This window comes from Cardiobacteriaceae bacterium TAE3-ERU3, from assembly GCA_019218315.1.
Lineage (GTDB): Bacteria > Pseudomonadota > Gammaproteobacteria > Cardiobacteriales > Cardiobacteriaceae > JAHUUI01.
This window is the reverse complement of record JAHUUI010000003.1, coordinates 249110-268914: the sequence shown is the minus strand read 5'-3', so window position 1 is coordinate 268914 and position 19805 is coordinate 249110. Positions and strand designations below refer to the sequence as shown.

The 19805-nt window shown below is 44.2% G+C and carries 9 protein-coding genes and 1 pseudogene; 6 read left to right on the top strand and 4 right to left on the bottom strand.

The genetic code is table 11. The features are described from left to right. Nucleotides 1-7 precede the first annotated feature (7 nt). From KRX19_07515 to brxL, 6 genes are all read left to right on the top strand, one after another. Nucleotides 8-580, top strand: coding sequence for a DUF1788 domain-containing protein (locus tag KRX19_07515; GenBank protein MBV7434873.1), 573 nt, complete (start codon nucleotides 8-10; stop codon nucleotides 578-580). Between the two features lie 11 nt (nucleotides 581-591). Beyond that, entirely contained in the window at nucleotides 592-4119 is a 3528-nt protein-coding gene (gene brxC / locus KRX19_07510) for a BREX system P-loop protein BrxC (protein ID MBV7434872.1), read from the top strand. 175 nt (nucleotides 4120-4294) lie between these two features. Then, nucleotides 4295-7816 (top strand): BREX-1 system adenine-specific DNA-methyltransferase PglX, encoded by a 3522-nt coding sequence (gene pglX / locus KRX19_07505; protein MBV7434871.1) that lies wholly within the window; start codon nucleotides 4295-4297, stop codon nucleotides 7814-7816. A gap of 2 nt (nucleotides 7817-7818) precedes the next feature. Then, the gene (locus tag KRX19_07500; protein ID MBV7434870.1) at nucleotides 7819-9702 is read left to right on the top strand and encodes a DUF262 domain-containing protein; all 1884 of its coding nucleotides are present in this window, start codon (nucleotides 7819-7821) and stop codon (nucleotides 9700-9702) included. Then, on the top strand, nucleotides 9699-12197 hold the full coding sequence (pglZ, locus tag KRX19_07495; protein MBV7434869.1) for a BREX-1 system phosphatase PglZ type A: 2499 nt from the start codon (nucleotides 9699-9701) through the stop codon (nucleotides 12195-12197). The genes KRX19_07500 and pglZ overlap by 4 nt, the downstream gene beginning before the upstream one ends. Before the next feature lie 13 nt (nucleotides 12198-12210). Continuing rightward, nucleotides 12211-14259 (top strand): BREX system Lon protease-like protein BrxL, encoded by a 2049-nt coding sequence (brxL, locus tag KRX19_07490; GenBank protein MBV7434868.1) that lies wholly within the window; start codon nucleotides 12211-12213, stop codon nucleotides 14257-14259. A gap of 37 nt (nucleotides 14260-14296) precedes the next feature. On the opposite strand, the pseudogene KRX19_07485 reads toward brxL, so the two are convergent. From KRX19_07485 to torC, 4 genes and pseudogenes are all read right to left on the bottom strand, one after another. Then, nucleotides 14297-14917 (bottom strand): annotated as a pseudogene (locus KRX19_07485) (IS1595 family transposase). A gap of 230 nt (nucleotides 14918-15147) precedes the next feature. Continuing rightward, the gene (torD, locus tag KRX19_07480) at nucleotides 15148-15810 is read right to left on the bottom strand and encodes a molecular chaperone TorD (GenBank protein ID MBV7434867.1); all 663 of its coding nucleotides are present in this window, start codon (nucleotides 15808-15810) and stop codon (nucleotides 15148-15150) included. 127 nt (nucleotides 15811-15937) lie between these two features. Then, nucleotides 15938-18451, bottom strand: coding sequence for a trimethylamine-N-oxide reductase TorA (gene torA, locus KRX19_07475; GenBank protein MBV7434866.1), 2514 nt, complete (start codon nucleotides 18449-18451; stop codon nucleotides 15938-15940). Nucleotides 18452-18469: 18 nt separating this feature from the next. Beyond that, complete coding sequence (torC, locus tag KRX19_07470; protein MBV7434865.1) at nucleotides 18470-19705, bottom strand: pentaheme c-type cytochrome TorC; 1236 nt, start codon at nucleotides 19703-19705, stop codon at nucleotides 18470-18472. Between the last annotated feature and the right edge of the window lie 100 nt (nucleotides 19706-19805).

The window sequence follows — 19805 nt, the reverse complement described above, 5'->3', positions numbered from 1 at the left end:
GGAGAGAATGGAACATCTCTATAGCGTCATATCAGGTCAGCGTTTTCTAAAAAAACAAGGTCTTGGTAACGAAGTTCCGTTCTTTATTTGCCCTTATCAACCGAAGGAGTCCGTTGAAATAGAGCGACTTCAGCGTCAACTTTCCAATCGCCTTGAGCAGAATGGGATCCAAACCCTGATAATTAATTTATATGATCTTTCAATAGAAATTCTTAGAGATCGTGACATCTGGGATCAGATACTGGAAATGGAATCTTCTGTTTCTAAAGAAGAACTCAAAGAGCTATTACAAGGCGTACTCGATCCTGAGGCTCATTTGGTTCCGGCAATTGCCACCAAGCTGGCAAACAGCGATTTCGAGGTGCTTTTCCTTTCTGGTGTTGGAGAAGTTTTCCCCTATATACGTTCACACAATGTCCTGAATAATCTGCAAAGTACTGCAAAGGAAAAACCGACTGTCATGTTTTTTCCTGGAGAATATACGCATTCTCCAGACTCCGGAGCATCGCTCGATCTCTTTGGAAGACTGCATGATGACAAATACTATCGAGCATTTAATATCTTTCACTGTGAAGCATAGACAAGGAAAGCATGATGATTCTTAATGAGATTTTTTTAAAAGAAGTTAATCGCCCGATCGAAGGTGTGATTAAAGCCGATGATGAAGCCAGCCTACGACTTGAGATTGAAGAGTACGTCCTTACTAACGAGGTTGAAAAACGGCTGGAGTCTTTTCTTGATGCCTATAACAACTATGAAGGCGCTAATGGCGTGTGGGTATCGGGATTCTTTGGATCAGGTAAATCTCATTTATTGAAAATGTTGGCACTACTGTTGGAAAACAGGCAAATTGACGGTGCATCTGCACTTGATCTTTTCCTACCCAAATGTGATGGCAATGCACTTCTTAGTGCTAGTCTCAAGCGGGCTGTTGCTCTCCCATCAAAAAGCATACTCTTTAACATCGATCAAAAAGCTGATGTGATTAGCAAGACACAGGTCGATGCTCTCCTCGCCGTTTTCGTCAAAGTTTTTGATGAGATGTGTGGTTATTACGGTAAACAAGGGCATATTGCCCAGTTTGAGCGCGAACTTGATAGCCGTGGATTGTATGAAGAATTTAAGTTGGCTTATGAGTCCATTGCCGGCAGAACATGGCAGAAAGGGCGTGAACAAGCTTTGCTTGAAGCAAAAAATATTGCCAAAGCTTATGCTCAGGTTACTGGTGATGATGAAACATCTGCTATGGGTATACTCGACAAATACCGCAGTCAGTATCATGTATCAATCGAAGATTTTGCTGAACAGGTGCATGCCTATATCGAGAAACAACCAGCTAACTTCCGTTTGAACTTCTTTGTCGATGAAGTTGGTCAATATATTGCTGAAAATGTCAAACTCATGACCAACTTGCAGACCATTGCCGAGAGCTTAGCAACAAAATGTCGGGGGCGTGCCTGGGTTATCGTGACGGCTCAAGAAGATATGAATACGGTCGTTGGTGAAATGGGTAAGCAACAAAGTAACGATTTTTCCAAGATCCAGGCACGATTCGCCAATCGCATGAAGTTAACCAGTGCCGATGTATCAGAAGTGATTCAAAAGCGCCTGTTAATGAAAACAGAACAGGGTGAAGAGATTCTGTCGGGTATTTATGATGAGCAGCGCAATAACTTCAAGACTCTATTTGATTTTGCGGATGGCTCGCAAACTTATCGTAACTATCAGGATCTGGATAGTTTCACTCTTAGTTACCCATTTATTCCCTACCAGTTTGCATTATTTCAATCAGCCATTCAGAGCTTGTCGGAACATAATGCTTTCGAAGGAAAGCACAGTTCGGTGGGTGAGCGCTCAATGCTTGGCGTATTTCAGCAAGTTGCCATTCAGATTGGAGGGCATCAAATCGGACAATTGGCTACTTTTGACTTGATGTTCGAGGGTATTCGGACCACATTAAAATCAAATATCCAGCGCGCGATCATTCAAGCAGAAAATCATCTCGATGCTCCCTTTGCGATTCGCTTGCTCAAAGCATTGTTTCTGGTCAAATACGTGAAGGAGTTCAAGTCAACTATTCGCAATCTGTGCGTCCTCATGTTGGATAGTTTTAAGCAAGATTTGCCAGCACTACGCAAACAAGTTGAAGATGCGCTCAATCTTCTCGAGCAACAGACATATATTCAGCGTAATGGTGAAACCTACGAATATCTGACTGATGAAGAGAAAGACATCGAACAGGAAATTAAAAATACGGACGTTGAGACATCAGATGTCATTGCTGAACTTGAAAAAATCATTTTTGAGCAAGTTATCAGGCCTCGAAAGATCCGTTATGACGAAAATGGACAAGATTATCCATTTTCCAGAAAAATTGATGAAAAACTGTATGGACGTGGATATGAATTGGCTATCCATATTATTAGTCCATACCATGAGCATGCGGATAACGAGAAACTAATTAAGATAAATTCCAGCTATAAAGCCGATGAACTCTTTGTTCTTATGCCCGCAGATGATCGACTCGTCAGTGACCTGCTTATGTATAAACGAGCAGATAAATATATTCGCCAGAATTTTTCAATCACGCAGCAAGAAGCAATAAAACGTATCCTTTCTGACAAGGGTACACAAAATCAGCAACGCCATGCCGAACTGAAAGAACGCATTCAGAATTTACTAGGTAAAGCGAAATTATTCGTTGAGGGCAGTGATATAGATATGAATCCCGGGGATGCGCAAACGCGAATAGTACGTGGATTTAATGGATTGATCGCCAGCGCCTACCCCAACCTTCGCATGCTTCGTAACGTGGCTTACAGTGAAAGTGACATTGCCAAACTCCTTAAGTCTTCACAAGGAGAACTGCTTGGAGAAGATACCATTTCTGCTTTGCCAGAACCGGAACAAGAGATATTGGCGTTTATCCAAAGAAATCAGAATAAGGGTGAACGTACAACACTTAAGAAACTACTAGAGCAATTTGAGCGAAAACCTTATGGTTGGAGCTATGCAGCAGTGCTTTGTACACTGGCAAAGCTATGTATGCTAGGTAAAGTGGAAGTTCGCTCTGACGGCAATCTGTTAGAAGACGAGAAGCTAGAGAAGGCGTTACGCAATAACAACGAACACAGCAACATAATACTCGAGCCGCAAATCGAATTTACTGCGTCACAGATCCGTACCCTTAAAGCGTTTTTCGAGGACTTTTTTGACAAGCCTCCTCAATCCAGTGAGGCGAAACCACTGGGGCAAGAAACGGCTTCCGAACTCAAAGAGCTTGTAAGTCATCTTGATACGCTCACAACACAAACAGGCCGCTATCCATTTTTGTATACGCTGAAGCCGGTACTTGAAAAGCTTAATAAGCTGACCGGAAAAAGTTATACGTGGTATCTAGGCGAGTTTCTCCATGAGGAAGACGAGCTGTTTGAGATGAAGGAAAACATCATTGATCCCATCCTCAAATTCATGAATGGATCTCAAAAAGCTATCTATGATAGTACTCGTGAGTTTATTGCAACGCAAAAATCCAACTTCCCTTATATTAATAGTGACGAGAGCAAAGAACTGGAAAATAGCTTGAGTGATCCTGAGTGCTTCAAAGCCAGTCATATACAGCAGATGAAAGCACAGGTTGAAATTTTACAGGCGAAGGTCGATGACCAAATTAAGATTGAAATTGACAAGGCCAAAGAAGCAATTTCCGTACTTAACAGTCGACTCTGCGGTATGCCTGAATTCAAAGCATTGGAAGATGAACAGCAAGCACAACTTATGCATGCCTTTGATGAATTCAATAAAGCTATTGAGGGAGAGAAATTAATTGCAGTTATTCGTGATAACCACAATCGATTTGAAGAAAACACATATCGGCAGTTGCTTATTAAGATGGAGTCTTGGACAAAATCAGAAACAGTACCGGAATCCAGCCAAACCGATAGAGCAGATAAAAGTCTGGATCAAAAAGCCAGCACCGAGATTGTGCATGCCCGTAATGTGAGCGTTTCTTTCGGTAAAGCTTTGTTGAGTGATGAAGCAGACGTAGAGCAATACCTTAATGCCATGCGTGAAACATTGTTGGAAGAAATCCGCAAAGGAAAACGCATTCAAATTTAAGTGCTTGCTCTGGCAGAACTTAAATTGTAAATAGAGAAAATAGCTCGATTACAATGATGGACTCTGAAGAACTAAATCGGACTAGATTGCTGGATTGTATCAATGCTTCGAGTTAATAACAGGTAATTGCAGAGAAAGTTGATAACTGACGCGCACCTGAGTCAAAGGATGAATAATGGAAACAGCTAAACTTAAAAAATTTGCTCAGTCGGCTCGCCGCCGCCTACTGGAACAGGTTTCGGGCAAACTGGAACAGGTACTGATCAAAGACAGTGCCGCCCGACGCGAAAATGCGGAAGCCGTAAAAAAACTCGAAGAAGCAATTCAAGAGCACAGCAAGGAACAAATTATTGAACGCGTAGCATACATTTGGTTCAACCGATTTTGTGCGCTACGTTTTATGGACGTGAACCACTATACCCGTATTGGTGTGGTATCGCCGACTGAAGGGCAAACCCAGCCAGAAATTCTCGCTGAAGCCAAAATGGGACACATAGATGAAACAATGGTTCGTGATGATGTCCGGCAATATGTCACCGATTTGCTCAGCGGTAAAGCACCCAGCCGCGATCCACAAGGAGAAGCATACCGCTTACTGGTAGTTGCTGTTTGTAACTACTTGAACGCAGCTATGCCATTCCTGTTCCAGCGTATCGATGATTACACCGAATTATTGATGCCTGATAATCTACTTTCGGACAACTCCATTCTTGCCAACACACGGGAAGCCATGACACGTGATGCCTGTGAAGATGTTGAGGTGATCGGCTGGCTCTACCAGTTCTACATTTCTGAAAAAAAAGACGAAGTATTTGATGGGCTGAAAAAAAATAAAAAAATCACACCGGAAAATATTCCCGCTGCAACCCAATTATTTACGCCGCACTGGATTGTTCGCTATCTGGTTGAAAACTCTCTTGGTCGCTTGTGGCTGCTCAATCGTCCCAACTCAAAGTTGGCAGAACAGATGGATTACTACATCAAACCCGAGCAGGCTGAGGATGATTTCTTGCGCATCACCAAACCGGAAGAAATCAAAATTTGTGATCCCGCATGCGGTTCCGGTCATATGCTGACCTATGCCTTTGACTTGCTCTACGCCATTTACGAAGAAGAAGGCTACGATGCTCGTGACATACCGGAAAAAATCCTCACCCATAACTTGTACGGTATCGAGATTGACGAGCGTGCCGGAGAGCTCGCTGCTTTTGCCCTGACCATGAAAGCACGTGCCAAACAGCGACGTTTCTTCACTAAAAAAATCAAACCCAACATCTGTGTACTGGAAAACGTCCATTTTGCTGATAACGAGTTAGATGCCTATATGGAGTTTGTTGGGCGAGATTTGCTCACTTTGCCACTGAGAAAAACACTGAGTCAATTCGAAGAGGCCGATAACTTTGGTGCTCTAATTCGCCCGCAAGTGACCGAAGTCAATGAAGCACTCAATATGCTCCGGGCAAAAGATATTTCCGGACAACTATTTTTAAGCAATACACATAAAAAAGTGCTGCAAGTCCTGCATCAGGTTGATTACCTAAGCCCTAAATATCATGTGGTTGTTGCTAACCCACCGTATATGGGGGGGAAAGGTATGAATCCGAGATTGGCAAAGTGGTTAAAAGATCACTATCAGGATATGAAGTCGGATTTATTTGCTGCATTTGTTGTGCGCAATAGCGAATTAGCTCTGGCCAAAGGGCAACTAGGATTTATGACACCTTTTGTATGGATGTTTATTTCCTCCTATGAGAAGTTGCGCCACTTTATTATTGACAAAAAAACAATTACTTCACTTATTCAACTGGAGTATTCAGGATTTGATGGGGCAACAGTACCAATTTGCACCTTTACTTTAGAAAATGCTCATCGCGAAGAATATAAAGGGGGATACGTACGCTTATCTGATTTCCGTGGTGCTGAAAATCAGGCTCCACGCGCACTTGAGGCAATCCAAAATACAGACTGTGGCTGGTTCTACCGTGCTTCTGCAGCGGACTTTAAAAAGATTCCTGGAAGTCCTGTTGTATATTGGATTCACTCAAATGCTTTTATTTCATTTGAAAATACTATTTCTTTGTCTCAAAGATATATGCCAAGACAGGGATTAACTACTACAGATAATAATAAATTTGTTAGAAATTGGTTCGAAGTTCCAATCAGAAAGATTGGATTTGGTATGGAAACTTGTGAAATGGCTCTTGAATCAAAAATGAAGTGGTTTCCTATGGATAAAGGAGGGGGATTTAGAAAATGGTACGGAAATAATACATCTATTGTTAACTGGGAATGTAATGGAGAAGATATAAAAAATACTATTGTATTAAAATATCCCTATTTAAATGGAAATCCAGAATTCGTAGCAAAAAATACATTCTATTATTTTAAACCAGGTGTCACATGGGGAAAAATTACATCTTCTAATTTTTCATGTCGTTATACTGATAGTGGATTTATTTTTAGTGATGCAGGATCGAAAGTTCCTACTGATAATCGTATTGATACACTCAAAGTAACTCAATATTTAAATTCTAAGGTATGTTCATTTTTTTTATCTTTGCTTAGTCAAACACTAAATTTTGAACAAGGAACCATTTCAAAGTTACCTTTTAAAGAAGAAATAAAAAATTTAAACATAATAGAAGCCCTTATCAAGCTATCATCTAAAGACTGGGATGCCTACGAAGCCTCATGGGATTTCACCGCACTACCACTGCTTAATCCTGAATACCGCCAAGATACCCTACAAGAAACATATAACACATTGCGTCAACATTGGCATGAAATGACACAAGAGATGCTGCGTCTAGAAGAAGAGAATAACCGAATCTTTATTGATGCTTATGGCTTGCAGGATGAACTGACGCCAGATGTTCCGCTGAATGAGATTACTTTGACCTGCAATCCGCACTACCGTTATGGCGGTAATAAAACAGACGAGGAACTAGAAGCACTGTTACTTGCCGATACCATACGTGAATTGATTTCCTATGCTGTCGGTTGTATGTTCGGTCGCTACAGCCTTGATCAGCCGGGACTGATACTGGCCAATCAAGGTGAGAGCATAGAGGATTATTTGGCACAGAATGCAGAGCCAAGCTTTATGCCGGATAAGGATAATGTTATCCCAATTCTCGACAATGACTGGTTTACTGATGATATCGTTGAACGTTTCCGTCAATTTTTACGAACAACTTTCGGCGAGGAACATTACGTTGATAATCTGGCGTTTATTGAAAATGCTTTGGGCAAGGATATTCGCAAATACTTCCAGAAGGATTTTTACAATGATCACGTCAAGCGCTATAAAAAGCGTCCGATTTATTGGCTGTTTTCCAGCCCGAAAGGAAATTTCAATGCATTGATTTATATGCACCGTTATCAGCCGGATACTGTTAGTGTCGTGCTCAATAATTATTTACGTGAATTCCACAGCAAACTCATATCGCATAAACGCCATCTCGAAGCGGTCAGCATTAACACCAATAGCAGTAAGAGCGAAAAAACCAAGGCGCTCAAAGAGATCGAAAAAATCAGCAAGGTGATTACCGAGATGGAAGAATACGAACATGAGGTACTCTACCCACTAGCGACTGAACAAGTAGCGATCGATCTCGATGATGGCGTGAAAGTAAACTACCCTAAATTTGGCACAGCGTTGAAGAAAATTGTGGGTCTTGAAGCAAAAGAGGATTGATCATGGCAGGTGAATACGAAAAACCCATTACTATCAAACAAGCGATCGATAGCATTAATAGTCGAGAACTTTTACTTCCTGCAATCCAGCGTAAGTTTGTCTGGAGTACTCGTCAGATTTGCGTGTTATTCGATTCTATTTTGCGAGGCTACCCGATTAATACCTGTATGTTTTGGGAAGTTAAGAACTCTCATATCAAACAAGGATATAAATTTTACGAGTTTTTAAATGCATATTGTCAACGATTCAAAGAGGAAAATCCCCACTATATAACCAATGCAAGTTCCAAGGATTTTAATGCTGTTATTGATGGACAGCAGCGACTTACCTCACTTTACATAGGGCTTTGTAGTACCTATGCCTATAAGCAACCAAGGGTGTGGTGGCCAAGTACACAAGACAATAAGGTTCTCCCGCCCAGAAAGTTGTACCTTGATCTGAAGCGACCTGTTGATAGAGAGCAGGATGACTCCTTAATGTACTATAACTTCCGCTTTTTAACAGAGCGTCAGTATGAGGAGGCGAGATCTGATCCTGCGGCTGCACACCATTGGTTTTGTATGCATGACGTATTAAACATGGCTGAGAAATCAAGTTCGGATGATATTCTTATGGATATTGTCTTGCCTGAGCTTGAAAAACGAAACCTACTCGATAATGATTTTGCGCGCAAGACACTCCTAAAAGTCTATAACACCATAAGAATACAGAAAATTATCCATTATTTTAAAGAAACCAGCCAAGAGATAGACCATGTGTTGGATGTTTTTATTCGAACCAATAGTGGCGGAACAAAGCTTGATTTTGCTGATCTGCTAATGTCTATAGCAGTAGCAAACTGGGATGGTGATTTCCGGCAAGAAATAGATAGTCTGATAAAATATATTCACCAAAACGTGAATATGGGTTTCTATATTGAAAGAGACTGGATTTTAAAAACATGTCTGATGCTCACTGATACTGACGTGAGATTTAAAGTCCAGAATTTTAAGTCAGAACAGGTCGCCATTATTCAAGATCAATGGTCGTCAATTCAAGAATGCATCAAAGCAACTTTTATTTTAATTAAAAGTTTCGGTATTAATCCACAATCTCTCACTTCCAAAAATGCAGTTATACCTATTTGCTATTATTTATATAAGCATATTTTTAATGAAAAACCACTTTATAATGTAATAAATAATCCTGCAAAAGTAGATAACCAGAGAGCCAAAATTAGTCAATGGCTTTATATGGTTCTACTTAAAGGTATTTTTGGTGGCCAGGCAGATAGTATTCTCACCAGTATGCGAGAGGTGCTGAGATCGAATATAAATGAGCCGGAATTTCCTCTAGATGCAATTATTGAACGCTACAAAGCAACCAATAAAGACCTTCGGTTTGATGACGATTATATTGAAAGTATGCTTAATATCCAGTACGGAGAAAGGCGCTGTAGAGCGCTTTTGCATCTTTTATTTCCTGAAATGGATCCCAATAGGATCTATCATATTGATCACCTCCATCCTAAATCTGAATTTGATAAAAAAGCATTGAAGAAGCATTCATTTCTATCAGTAGATTCAAAATTATTTGATTTCTATAAAGATTCTGCTCACTGGAATTCGATTGCAAATCTCCATTTATTGAATGACTCCCAGAATGCGTCAAAAGGTACAAGAAGCCTAAATGAGTGGTTTAATGATCCATCTATTCATATTACAAGGGGAGATTTATTGGCGGATGATGTCAGTTTTGAGTTTTCTGACTTTGAAGATTTTTATCAAATCCGTCGGGCAAATCTTAAGCAACGTTTAATTTCTCGTGTGTATGTTGCTAAATCAATGCTGGAGGAAACGCCTGCAGAAGATTCTGATGAAGAGATATTTGAAGAGGAAATTTTGTGAATCAGCAAATAGCAAATACATTAACCAAACTCTTCAATCGGCACAGAATTGTATTTTGGTACGACGAGAAACGGGAGCTGCGGGATGCTTTTGAGGTACTTGATCTGGTAGGCATTGAGAAGCTCGAACTTGCTAATAATGAATACGGCATCAAATATAGAATTTTGCGCAAACAGCCAGAACAAAAATTTTTGCTTTACCGCGAGGGGCCAGAGCCTGCTGATATTGACAACTGGTTATTGGACGTGCAGCTTGCTCATGCCGAACTCCGTACCGATCAAGCAGCCATTTGGCTATCCGAGCTCGAGCTTGGTTTGGAATTTGCAGATATAGTCACTCGACATACGGCATTTTTTCAAGCAAACAAACGTAAAGATGCACTTAAGAAGCTCTTGAAGCCCGATGACTCGGCTGGACAAATTCGTCTGAAAATGCTGGCTGTCTGTGCGGGGAGTGAGCCGCGCATGGATACAGTTGTAGAAAATTTGCTGCAAGAGTTATCAGACGAACGTGAAGATAAAATTAAGCTGATAGATAGATGCGGCTTAAATGATTTCTTGTGGGATCAGATGGATCGCTGCTATGGCTACAAGTCCGATGAGGCGGGTATCGAAGATTTTGCGATTGAGTTGTTCAAGTCTTGCTACTTTATGGGTACTGATCGGCAGGCAAAATTAACTGGTGATGCCTTGGTTTTCCTTAAACGCTGGAAGGACAGCCGTCAATTTGAAGACTGTTTCGAATTGCTATCAGGTCGGTATGCTGAAGCACTTAATATTGAACAGGACTTAATCAAGCGAGATTTTCGTGAGTTGTTGGAGTTGGATTATTTCCGCTCGATTGATTTAAAAATAATCAGTGATCTTGTACGTGCGGTGGCAGCCCGTACAGTATCAAAGGGAGATGTGGCAATCTGGGTTCGTCAGCGGCGTCAAAGTCGCTGGTATCATGATTATAAGTACTCGTATGAAGCAATTGATTATGCAGCACAGTTTATGCATGTTCTTGGAGAGGTTGATTTAACAATGAATAGCCTTGTAGAAGGCATTCAATGCTATAGCAACCTCTGGTACCAGCTTGATCAATTTTATCGAAAATTTATTTACCATGTACGGATGTCAAATACGACAGAATTGATGAGTGGTTTAACCGAGCAGATTGATAATTTCTATTCTAATAACTATCTGTTAAAACTGGGAGATCGCTTTCAAAGTTTTGTAGATAATGTACCCAAGTGGGAAGCTTTGCCTGTACGTAAACAAAATGAGTTTTTTGAGCACTGGGTTAAACCTTTTTTACAAAGAGATAACAAGATTTGTGTGATTATCTCGGACGCCTTACGCTATGAAATTGGTGATGAGCTGCTCAGCTTAATACGTAAGGAAGATCGCTACAGTGCTGAGCTGGAGTCTGTACTTTCAATGCTGCCCAGCTACACTCAGCTTGGCATGGCCGCATTACTGCCTAATAAAACACTGACTATTACTGATAACGACTTAGGCTCCGTACTGGTTGATGATCAAAGTTCTCAAGGTACAGCTAACCGAAACAAAATTTTACAAATGGCATTGGATGGTCGAGGTGCAGCGGTTTCTGCGGAAAACTTTATGGCACTTAACCGCGATGCAGGTCGAGAATTGCTGAAGGCCAACGATGTAGTTTACATCTATCACAATCGTATAGACCATACAGGAGATGACAAACACTCGGAAGTAGAGGCTTTTGAGGCTGCCGAAAAAACTTTAGACGATATTGTTAAACTAATTAAAAAGCTGACAGCAGCGAATGCCAATAATATTCTTGTTACTGCAGATCACGGCTTTATTTACCAGAATCGCCCTATTGACGAAAGTGATTTTTCTACGGTTGCACCCCAAGGTGAAAAAATCTTTTCTCGTAGCAGACGCTATATTATTGGAGAAGGCCTTGCTGAAGTATCAAGTCTGCGTAAATTCAATGCCGAACAGATAGGTCTTGCTGGCGAAATTGAGATCCAAATTCCTAAATCAATTAACCGTCTACGCGTGCAGGGCGCAGGTAGTCGCTTCGTTCATGGTGGCGCATCTTTACAAGAAGTTGTTATCCCGGTACTTAAAGTCAATAAAAAGCGTCAGAGTGATGTGACAGTTGTCGATGTTGATATTCTGAGCGGGTCAAGTTCAGTGATAACATCCGGTCAATTGGCTGTGACAATGTATCAGTCCTCACCAGTGACAGATAAGGTTCAACCAAGAGTTCTACGAGCCGGTATTTATACCGAAGCGGGTGATTTAATCTCTGATAGCCATGATTTAATCTTTGATCTTGGTTCGGACAATGCTCGGGAACGGGAATTGCAAGTTCGATTTGTATTAACGCGCAAAGCTGATGAAGTTAATGGTCAAGAGGTTATTCTTCGGCTCGAAGAAAAGCATGGCGGAACATCCCATTATAAAGAATACAAATCACTCCGCTATCGGATGCAACGCTCGTTTACCAGTGATTTTGATTTTTAAAGGATAGGGAACGATGAACAAACTAGATCAGAAAATAAATTCACTCTTTCCAGGGCTAGTCGTACGCAAAGACCTCGTCAAGGCCGTTAAAGGCAATGCCATCGTTCCCTCTTATGTTCTGGAATATTTGCTTGGCCAATACTGTGCTACCAGCGATGAAGCAACTATTCAGACAGGTATTGAGACGGTTAAGGAGATCCTTGCCAGGCATTATGTACACCGCAATGAAGCAGGATTAGTTCGCTCCAATATCAAGGAAAAAGGACGCTATAAGGTTATCGATAAAATCAGCGTTAGTCTGAATGATAAGAAAGACGTCTATGAAGCACATTTTTCTAATTTGGGTATTAAAGAAATACTAGTCGATTCCGGAACAGTAAAAAAGCATCCCAAACTTTTGGTCGGAGGAGTATGGTGCATTGCGGATCTGGAATATGAGTTTACTGAAGATAAGGGTACTAGCCCTTGGATACTTTCAACTCTCAAGCCAATTCAGCTTTCACACTTCGATTTTGATACTTATGTTGAGGCACGCAAACAATTTACTACTGATGAGTGGATTGATTTACTGATACAAAGTATCGGCTTTAATCCTGAGATGTTCGGCAAACGCAGCAAGCTTACCCAGTTAATTCGCTTGATCCCTTTTTGCGAACGCAACTACAACCTGATTGAACTTGGTCCTAAGGGAACCGGCAAATCACATATTTATTCAGAGTTCTCACCTCACGGGATTTTGATTTCTGGTGGCGAAGTAACAGTACCAAAGTTGTTTGTGAATAATTCATCCGGAAAGATTGGCTTGGTTGGCTACTGGGACTGTGTTGCTTTTGATGAGTTTGCCGGAAAGCAAAAAAGAGTAGACAAGGCTTTGGTTGATATCATGAAAAACTATATGGCCAACAAGTCTTTCTCCCGAGGCGTTGAGACCTTGGGTGCTGAAGCCTCTATGGTATTTGTGGGGAACACACAGCACACCGTCCCTTATATGCTTAAGCATTCTGATCTATTTTGCGAATTGCCTGATAAGTTCTACGATTCAGCATTTTTGGATCGTATTCACTTCTATATACCAGGCTGGGAGGTAGATATCATTCGGGGTGAAATGTTCTCCAGTGGTTATGGTTTTGTGGTTGATTACTTGGCCGAGATTCTACGCTCACTGCGCAATCACGATTACTCGGATCGCTATAAGCAGTACTTCTCTCTATCTTCCGATATCTCTACACGGGATCGCGATGGTATTCATAAGACTTTCTCTGGTCTGATGAAAATACTATTCCCGCATGGAGAGGCAACAAGGGAAGAGACAGAGGAACTTTTACGGTTCGCAATTGAAGGCCGTAAACGCGTCAAAGATCAACTAATGCGCATTGATTCAACTTATGGTGATGTTTATTTTTCTTATCAGGCTCTTGATGGCAAAGCAACGCCTGTTACTACACTTGAAGAAGAGGAATATCCTAGCTACTACCACAAAACCATTATAGGGGAAGAAGATAGTGAAATACTGGGAGTTGAACAATCAGTCCAGCATCCAGGTTCTCCTGCGCATAATGTTTCAGATGAACCTGTTCTCAAAGAAAAACATCTTACTTTTCAGGAAAACCAGAAGGGGCTCTCCTTTGATACATTACTAGGCCCTTATATCAAAGGAGCGACTAAATTCACTGTAACGGATCCTTATATCCGTCTGTTCTATCAGATACGAAATTTTATGGAATTTCTTGAGACTATAGTGAAGCATAAGGGGCCAGATGAAGAAGTAGCTGTGCACTTGATAACAGTAGAAGATGATTTTAGAGGTGAGCAACAAAAAGAAAACTTTGAGCAGATACAAAAGTCAGCAAAGAGTACAGGTGTGGACTTTACTTGGGAATTTGATACTACCGGTACAATTCATGCCCGACATATTGTCACCGATCATGGTTGGAAAATTTCCCTTGATCGTGGTCTTGATGTTTTCCAGCAATATGAAATGAAGGATAGTTTTACTTTTGCTAATCGTCTGCAGCAATATCGCCCATGCAAGGCATTCGAGATCACATTTATTAAAACTTAAGGGGCTGTCATAGATAACTAGTTTCAACGCCCTTTAGTTAGTATTTAAAAAAGGTTAGTTGGGATTTAAGGTCGCTATTATTAAAGCAACGCTCGCATTCTTTTAAAAGTACTGGAAATACTCTTTCGGTATACCGTTGAATTTGCGTAAATAGCGTTTAGTCTGATTTCAAAGGTTCTCTATACCATTTATGTGATTGTGCTTGTTGGCAAACGGTTTGCTGTGATTTTATCCGGTAGTGATAAAACTCGTTCACATCAGCCATACCATAACTTCGGTAGGTATCAGTATAAACAATGCTGTCAGGTTTAACATGCTCACGAATAATAGGTAATAGTGTTGCTGTGTGAGTTTTGCTATAGCAATTGTATAAACCTTGCATCATGCTTAAGTAATCCAAATATAGATGCCTTCCAGCCGCACCTCTACCTCGCTTTCCTTTGCGCTTGCCACCAAAATAAGATTCATTAGTTTCAACTTCACCACAAAGCATTTCCATATGTTCGATGTGCTGATAGATCAGCTCTCTTAGACGATGAACGTAATATGCTGCTGTCGTCTTATTCATACCAACTAAAGCGGCTGCTATTCGTGCTGTTGCACCTGCTATAAATGGCTCAAACGACTCTTTCTCATGTGAGTATCCTAGATAATTTATGTTATCGAGCCTCCCCTTAATAAATGCAATCGATAGTTAAACTTGTCTCAGTAATTCTTGGTGCTTTCTGTAAACTGTATTTGATTAGGAAAGAAGCTTGGCCTCTACCAACTTCAGAAAGTGTTGCACTGTCTGTACTGATGTGGAAGTCTACGAAAAATACACTGGTATTTTGTCGCGGGATTCTACGTCTTGTATGAAATTTAAAATCGTTTACCTATATTTGGTAGTTAGCCAGATACCGAAATATCATCAAGAATCGCGCGATCGCAGCGGATGAACTGCGTGGCGAGGCTGGTGATGGCGGGGTAGAAGTCGTTTTGGCTGCGGATGGTCTGGCAGCGGTCGCTGAAGTCGGCAAGCCACGGTAGTAGGGCGTTGTCGAGAAATTCAGCTTGTTCGTGGACATTGGTAGCTGCATCCTGTTCCTTATTACCAATCCACAGGCTCATGACAATGAGATAGACGCTGATGTGGTCGTCTGGCTCACGGAAGTTGGGGTGCAGAGTGAGCTGATGTTGGTCAAGGAAGCGGCGCATGTCGTCGGCCGGTTTGCCGTAGAGGCGCTGATCATCTTCAAGGTAGTACGAGGCGTAGGGAGGTGCACTGTCTCGGCCGCTGAGTAAGAAGAGCTGGGCAAAGTCGGCGGCGAGTTCGAGCGCGCGCTCACTTTCGGGCAGTTGCTCAAGATCATTAATTGCGTTCTGCACGCGCTGGCTTTCTTCTTCTAATCCTAGGCTGCTAAATGCCTCGTGAATGCTGGTGTAGGCGTTGCCGTGTTGCCACTGATCGAGAGTAGCAGGCGTGAGTTCGTGGGCAAAGAGTTCAGCAAACCAGCGATAGAGTGCGGCGCGGGCGGTGTTGGCTGCTTGCCATTGTTCATTTGTGTTCATGGTATTTTGGGAATTGTATTTCTTCATGGGTATCGTGGCATGGTTTGCTAAAGGTGACAAATCACGCTATGGATTAGGCGGCATTGGCTGTGCCATGAGCACAACCAATGCCGCCTATTTTTAGTGGTTAGATTTTTTCAGCCGGGCTTCCGTCTGGGTTGACGAATGTTGGGCCGCCAAAGGCGGTGACTGCCGGTGCTTCACCAACCCATTTTTCCATTTGCACGATGCAAGTGTTGGGGCTTGGGCCTTGCGCGAGGCTCGATGTACCGATGTCGATGGTGAGTGTGTTGGGGTCACCGTAGGTATCGAGTGCGCCAATTTCTGCACCGGTCGGGGCGTACCATGCACCTTCCTGAATACGTACGACACCGGGCGGGAAGTTGTCCGAGATGACAGCACCAACCAATACTTGCCCGCGGTCGTTAAAGACGCGAATCAGGTCACCGTCGGCAATGCCGCGTGCAGCTGCGTCTTCGGGGCTAATGAAGCAGGGTTCGCGCCCCTGCACGGTGTAGGTCGAGCGCCATTCTTCAGCTTCGCAGGTTTGCGAGTGCAGTCGTTTGTCGGGGTGGACGGATTGTAGCCACAGTGGGAATTTGTCCGAGCCAGGGCCACCATGCGAGCGTTCGGTTTTTTCCATCCAAATCGGATGGCCTTTGCAGTCAGGGTAGCCGTAGTTGGCAATTTTGCGGCTGCTGATTTCGATGAAGCCCGATGGTGTGCCGAGTGCGTTGACTTCGGGGTCTTCGCGGAATGCCGCGTGGCGCGTCCACAGTTCGCCCTCTGGGAAGATAACGTAGCCTTTTTTCCAGAATTCGGCAAATGGCGGCATGAAGTAGTCTTTTTTGAGGTTCTCAGCGCGGCAGTCTTCATAGATTTGCTCTAACCACTGCATTTCGGTCATGGCGCGGCTGTATTCCTGTTCGCGGTTCATGCGTTTGCAGAATTCGTACCAGATGTCGAAGTCGGGCTTCGAGTGATAGAGCGGGTCAACCAGTTTGTGCATGGCGATTACGCCACGGTTGCTGTACGAGCCGTAAGCGTCGAGGTCGTTGCGTTCGTACGGGGTACAGGCAGGCAGGACGATGTCGGCAAAGCGGCAAGTTGCCGTCCAGTTGTAGTCCACAGCGACGACGGTTTCGACGTTGCGGTAGGCTTCTTTCATGCGGTTCTTTTGCTGCTGGCGGTGCCACTGGTTACAGCCGGAAAAGACGACCATTTTATACGGCGGCAGGGTGACTTCGTGGCCATTGAAGTTGATGACTTTGCCGGGTTCGAGCAGGCAATCAACCGCGCGCGCGACAGGGATGACCGAGCTGTAGCCGTTGAAGTCTTCATTGTCGTATTTAGGCTTGCGGCCGGTATCGAGGTTGAGCGGGAATGCGCCGGGCATGGATGCACCCGATGCCGGTACGCCAACCGAGCTGTAGTGGTGCGAGTAGCTGATGCCGCCACCGGGCAGACCAATCTGACCAAGCATGGCGGCGAGAATTGCGCCCATCCAGTAAGGCTGTTCGCCGTGTTGCTGACGCTGGATCGCCCAGCCAAAGATCAGCTGGGTACGGTTATTTGCCATCAGGCGCGCGAGTTCGCGGATACGCTCTGGCTCGATGCCGCAGATTGGCGCCGCCCATTCCGGGGTTTTCTCGACCATGTCCTCGGTTTTACCCATCAGGTACGGGGTAAATTCATCGAAGCCGAGGGTGTAGGTCTTGATGAAGTCTTTGTCGTAAAGTTCTTCGGTGTAGAGGGTATGCGCCAGTGCGAGCTGGAAGGCGACGTCAGTCAGCGGGTTGATGTATTGCTGTTTGCAGCCGAGGTAGTTTTGCGTCTTGCTTTTTACTGGGTCAATACTGATGACTTCAATCTCGCCATTGCGCACTTTGTCGCGCAGCTTTTCAAAGTATTCGTAAGATTCATGGGTTTCGGTGTTCCAGCCCATTTGCAGGTTTTTAATCGGGTCGTTTGACCAGAAAATGATGACCTTCGAGTTATCGAGAATCAGCGGCCATGATGTGCCTTGTGAATAAACTTCCGTTGAGCCGAGGACATACGGCAAAATCATTTGCCCTGCGCCGGTCGAGTAGTCTCCGGCGGTGCCGACGCTGCGCCCGTGCATGGCAACAGCACGCAGCATGTGATTGCCGCAGCTGTGGATTTGCCCGACCGAGCGCCAGCCGACCAGTGAGGTGTGCAATGCCCACGGGCCGTAGTCGTTCTGGATGCGCTCTAGTTCGTCATAGACCATATCGAGCGCGGTATCCCAACTGACGCGGACAAAGCGGTTGTCGCCGCGCTGGCTGGTGTCGCTGTCCTTACGGTTTCTGTACCAGTCGAGGCGTACCATCGGATAGCGTACCCGCGATGAGCTGTAGAGCACTCCCGGTACGGCTTGCAGCACATCACTCGGATATTGGTCGAACTCAAACGGCTGTACTTCAACCAGTTTGTCGCCCTCGATTTTGGCGCGGAATGCGCCCCAGTGTGCGCCGGATACTTTCCATCCGCTGGTATCAGGGCGGCCGCCATTAGCAGCGGTGACCACGGCGTCAGCTGCCAATAGTGGCTTGGGTAGTAATGCCGAACCGGACAGTGCCGCAAGGGATTTGAGGAAGTTTCTGCGTTTAATGCTATTCATGGTTATCTCTCTTTTTAATTATGGTCTTGCGCCCTGGATGGCATTTTCTGGTGAGCCACCACCGTGTTCGCCGCTGGTGAAGTCGGACGAATGCAGCTGTAGGTACTTGAGGACGAGGTTGGCGCTATCGCTATCGAGGTTAGTGAAGCCGACCATGCCTGCGAACAAGCCCGGCCACTGGTTGGCATCATGTCCAGCAGGGTTTGGCTGGCGGTGACAGACGCTGCAACTGTCGCTGTAGCTTTGGCGGGCAATATCCCATGCTGGTTCGATGCTTGGCATCAGGCCGCCATCGGCAACCCAGAACTGGCCGCGCACTCTTTGCCACTCAAGGCCGGTAAGCGGATCTTCCTGACTTTCCAATACTTCGACGATGCTGTCGTCGCGGGCGAGGTCTTTCTCGATAACCACATCAACAATATTGAGGCCGAAATGTCCGTACCACACGCGGCCAAAGCCTTTGTTCTTGCGCCACATTTCGAGCTCGATCTGGGTTGCGCCGTCTTCGTGGGCGAGCACTTTGACTGGTGTTGCCACTTCGATGCTACCGGCTTTGGTTTGTTTGTCAGCGCCGGTGAACAAATCTTGTGGTACGACGTTGTAATAGGTTTCGCCTACGCTGATGGTGCTGCTTGCTGCTTCAGAAAGCAGGGAATCAAACGCTGGGTTATGTGCACCACTCAGATCCGGCAACTGGTGCGCGATACCTTTATGGCAATCAACACAGCTAGCGTTACGCTCGGCGGCGCTGCGCATGATCATCTGCGAGGTGACGCGCATCTTGCTGAAATCCATGCTGTTGTAATCGTGGCAGTTGCGGCACTCTTTGGAATTGTTCGCTTTGAAGCGCGCCCATTCACGCTGCGCCAGTGTCAGGCGGTGTTCCTTGAACAGCTCGCGGTTATCAATCGTGCCGACAATTTGCCCCCACACTTCGCGTGACGCCTGCATTTTGCGTGCAATCTTGTCGCTGAAATCGTGCGGTACGTGGCAGTCCGGGCAACGCGCGCGTACGCCTGTACGGTTTTTCCAGTGAACGGTTTTCTGTAATTCAGGGAGGAGGTTGTCGTGCATGGTGTGGCAGGAGAGGCAGAACTCTTCCTTGTTGGTCGCTTCGAGTGCAGTATTAAAGCCCCACCAGAACCACACACCACCGGCAAAGCCGATAATAATCAGGATGCCGAGGCCGATTTGGGTCGATGGTTTGAATAATAGCCGACCGAGCCAGCTGAACAGGCGCTTGATTGCGTTCATGATGATATTTCCTTTTTGCTTGTTATTTTTTGTTGTATCCGTTTAGTTGGGTGGCGTAGAGGTGGATACAACGCTTCTTATATTTTTACGGCGATATGTA

What these genes read in the sequence shown, in the direction of transcription:
- brxL (MBV7434868.1), top strand. Translation starts at nt 12,211, where the DNA reads ATGAACAAACTAGATCAGAAAATAAATTCACTCTTTCCAGGGCTAGTC.
- brxC (MBV7434872.1), top strand. Translation starts at nt 592, where the DNA reads ATGATGATTCTTAATGAGATTTTTTTAAAAGAAGTTAATCGCCCGATC.
- KRX19_07500 (MBV7434870.1), top strand. Translation starts at nt 7,819, where the DNA reads ATGGCAGGTGAATACGAAAAACCCATTACTATCAAACAAGCGATCGAT.
- KRX19_07515 (MBV7434873.1), top strand. Translation starts at nt 8, where the DNA reads ATGGAACATCTCTATAGCGTCATATCAGGTCAGCGTTTTCTAAAAAAA.
- torD (MBV7434867.1), bottom strand. Translation starts at nt 15,810, where the DNA reads ATGAACACAAATGAACAATGGCAAGCAGCCAACACCGCCCGCGCCGCA.
- torA (MBV7434866.1), bottom strand. Translation starts at nt 18,451, where the DNA reads ATGAATAGCATTAAACGCAGAAACTTCCTCAAATCCCTTGCGGCACTG.
- torC (MBV7434865.1), bottom strand. Translation starts at nt 19,705, where the DNA reads ATGAACGCAATCAAGCGCCTGTTCAGCTGGCTCGGTCGGCTATTATTC.
- pglX (MBV7434871.1), top strand. Translation starts at nt 4,295, where the DNA reads ATGGAAACAGCTAAACTTAAAAAATTTGCTCAGTCGGCTCGCCGCCGC.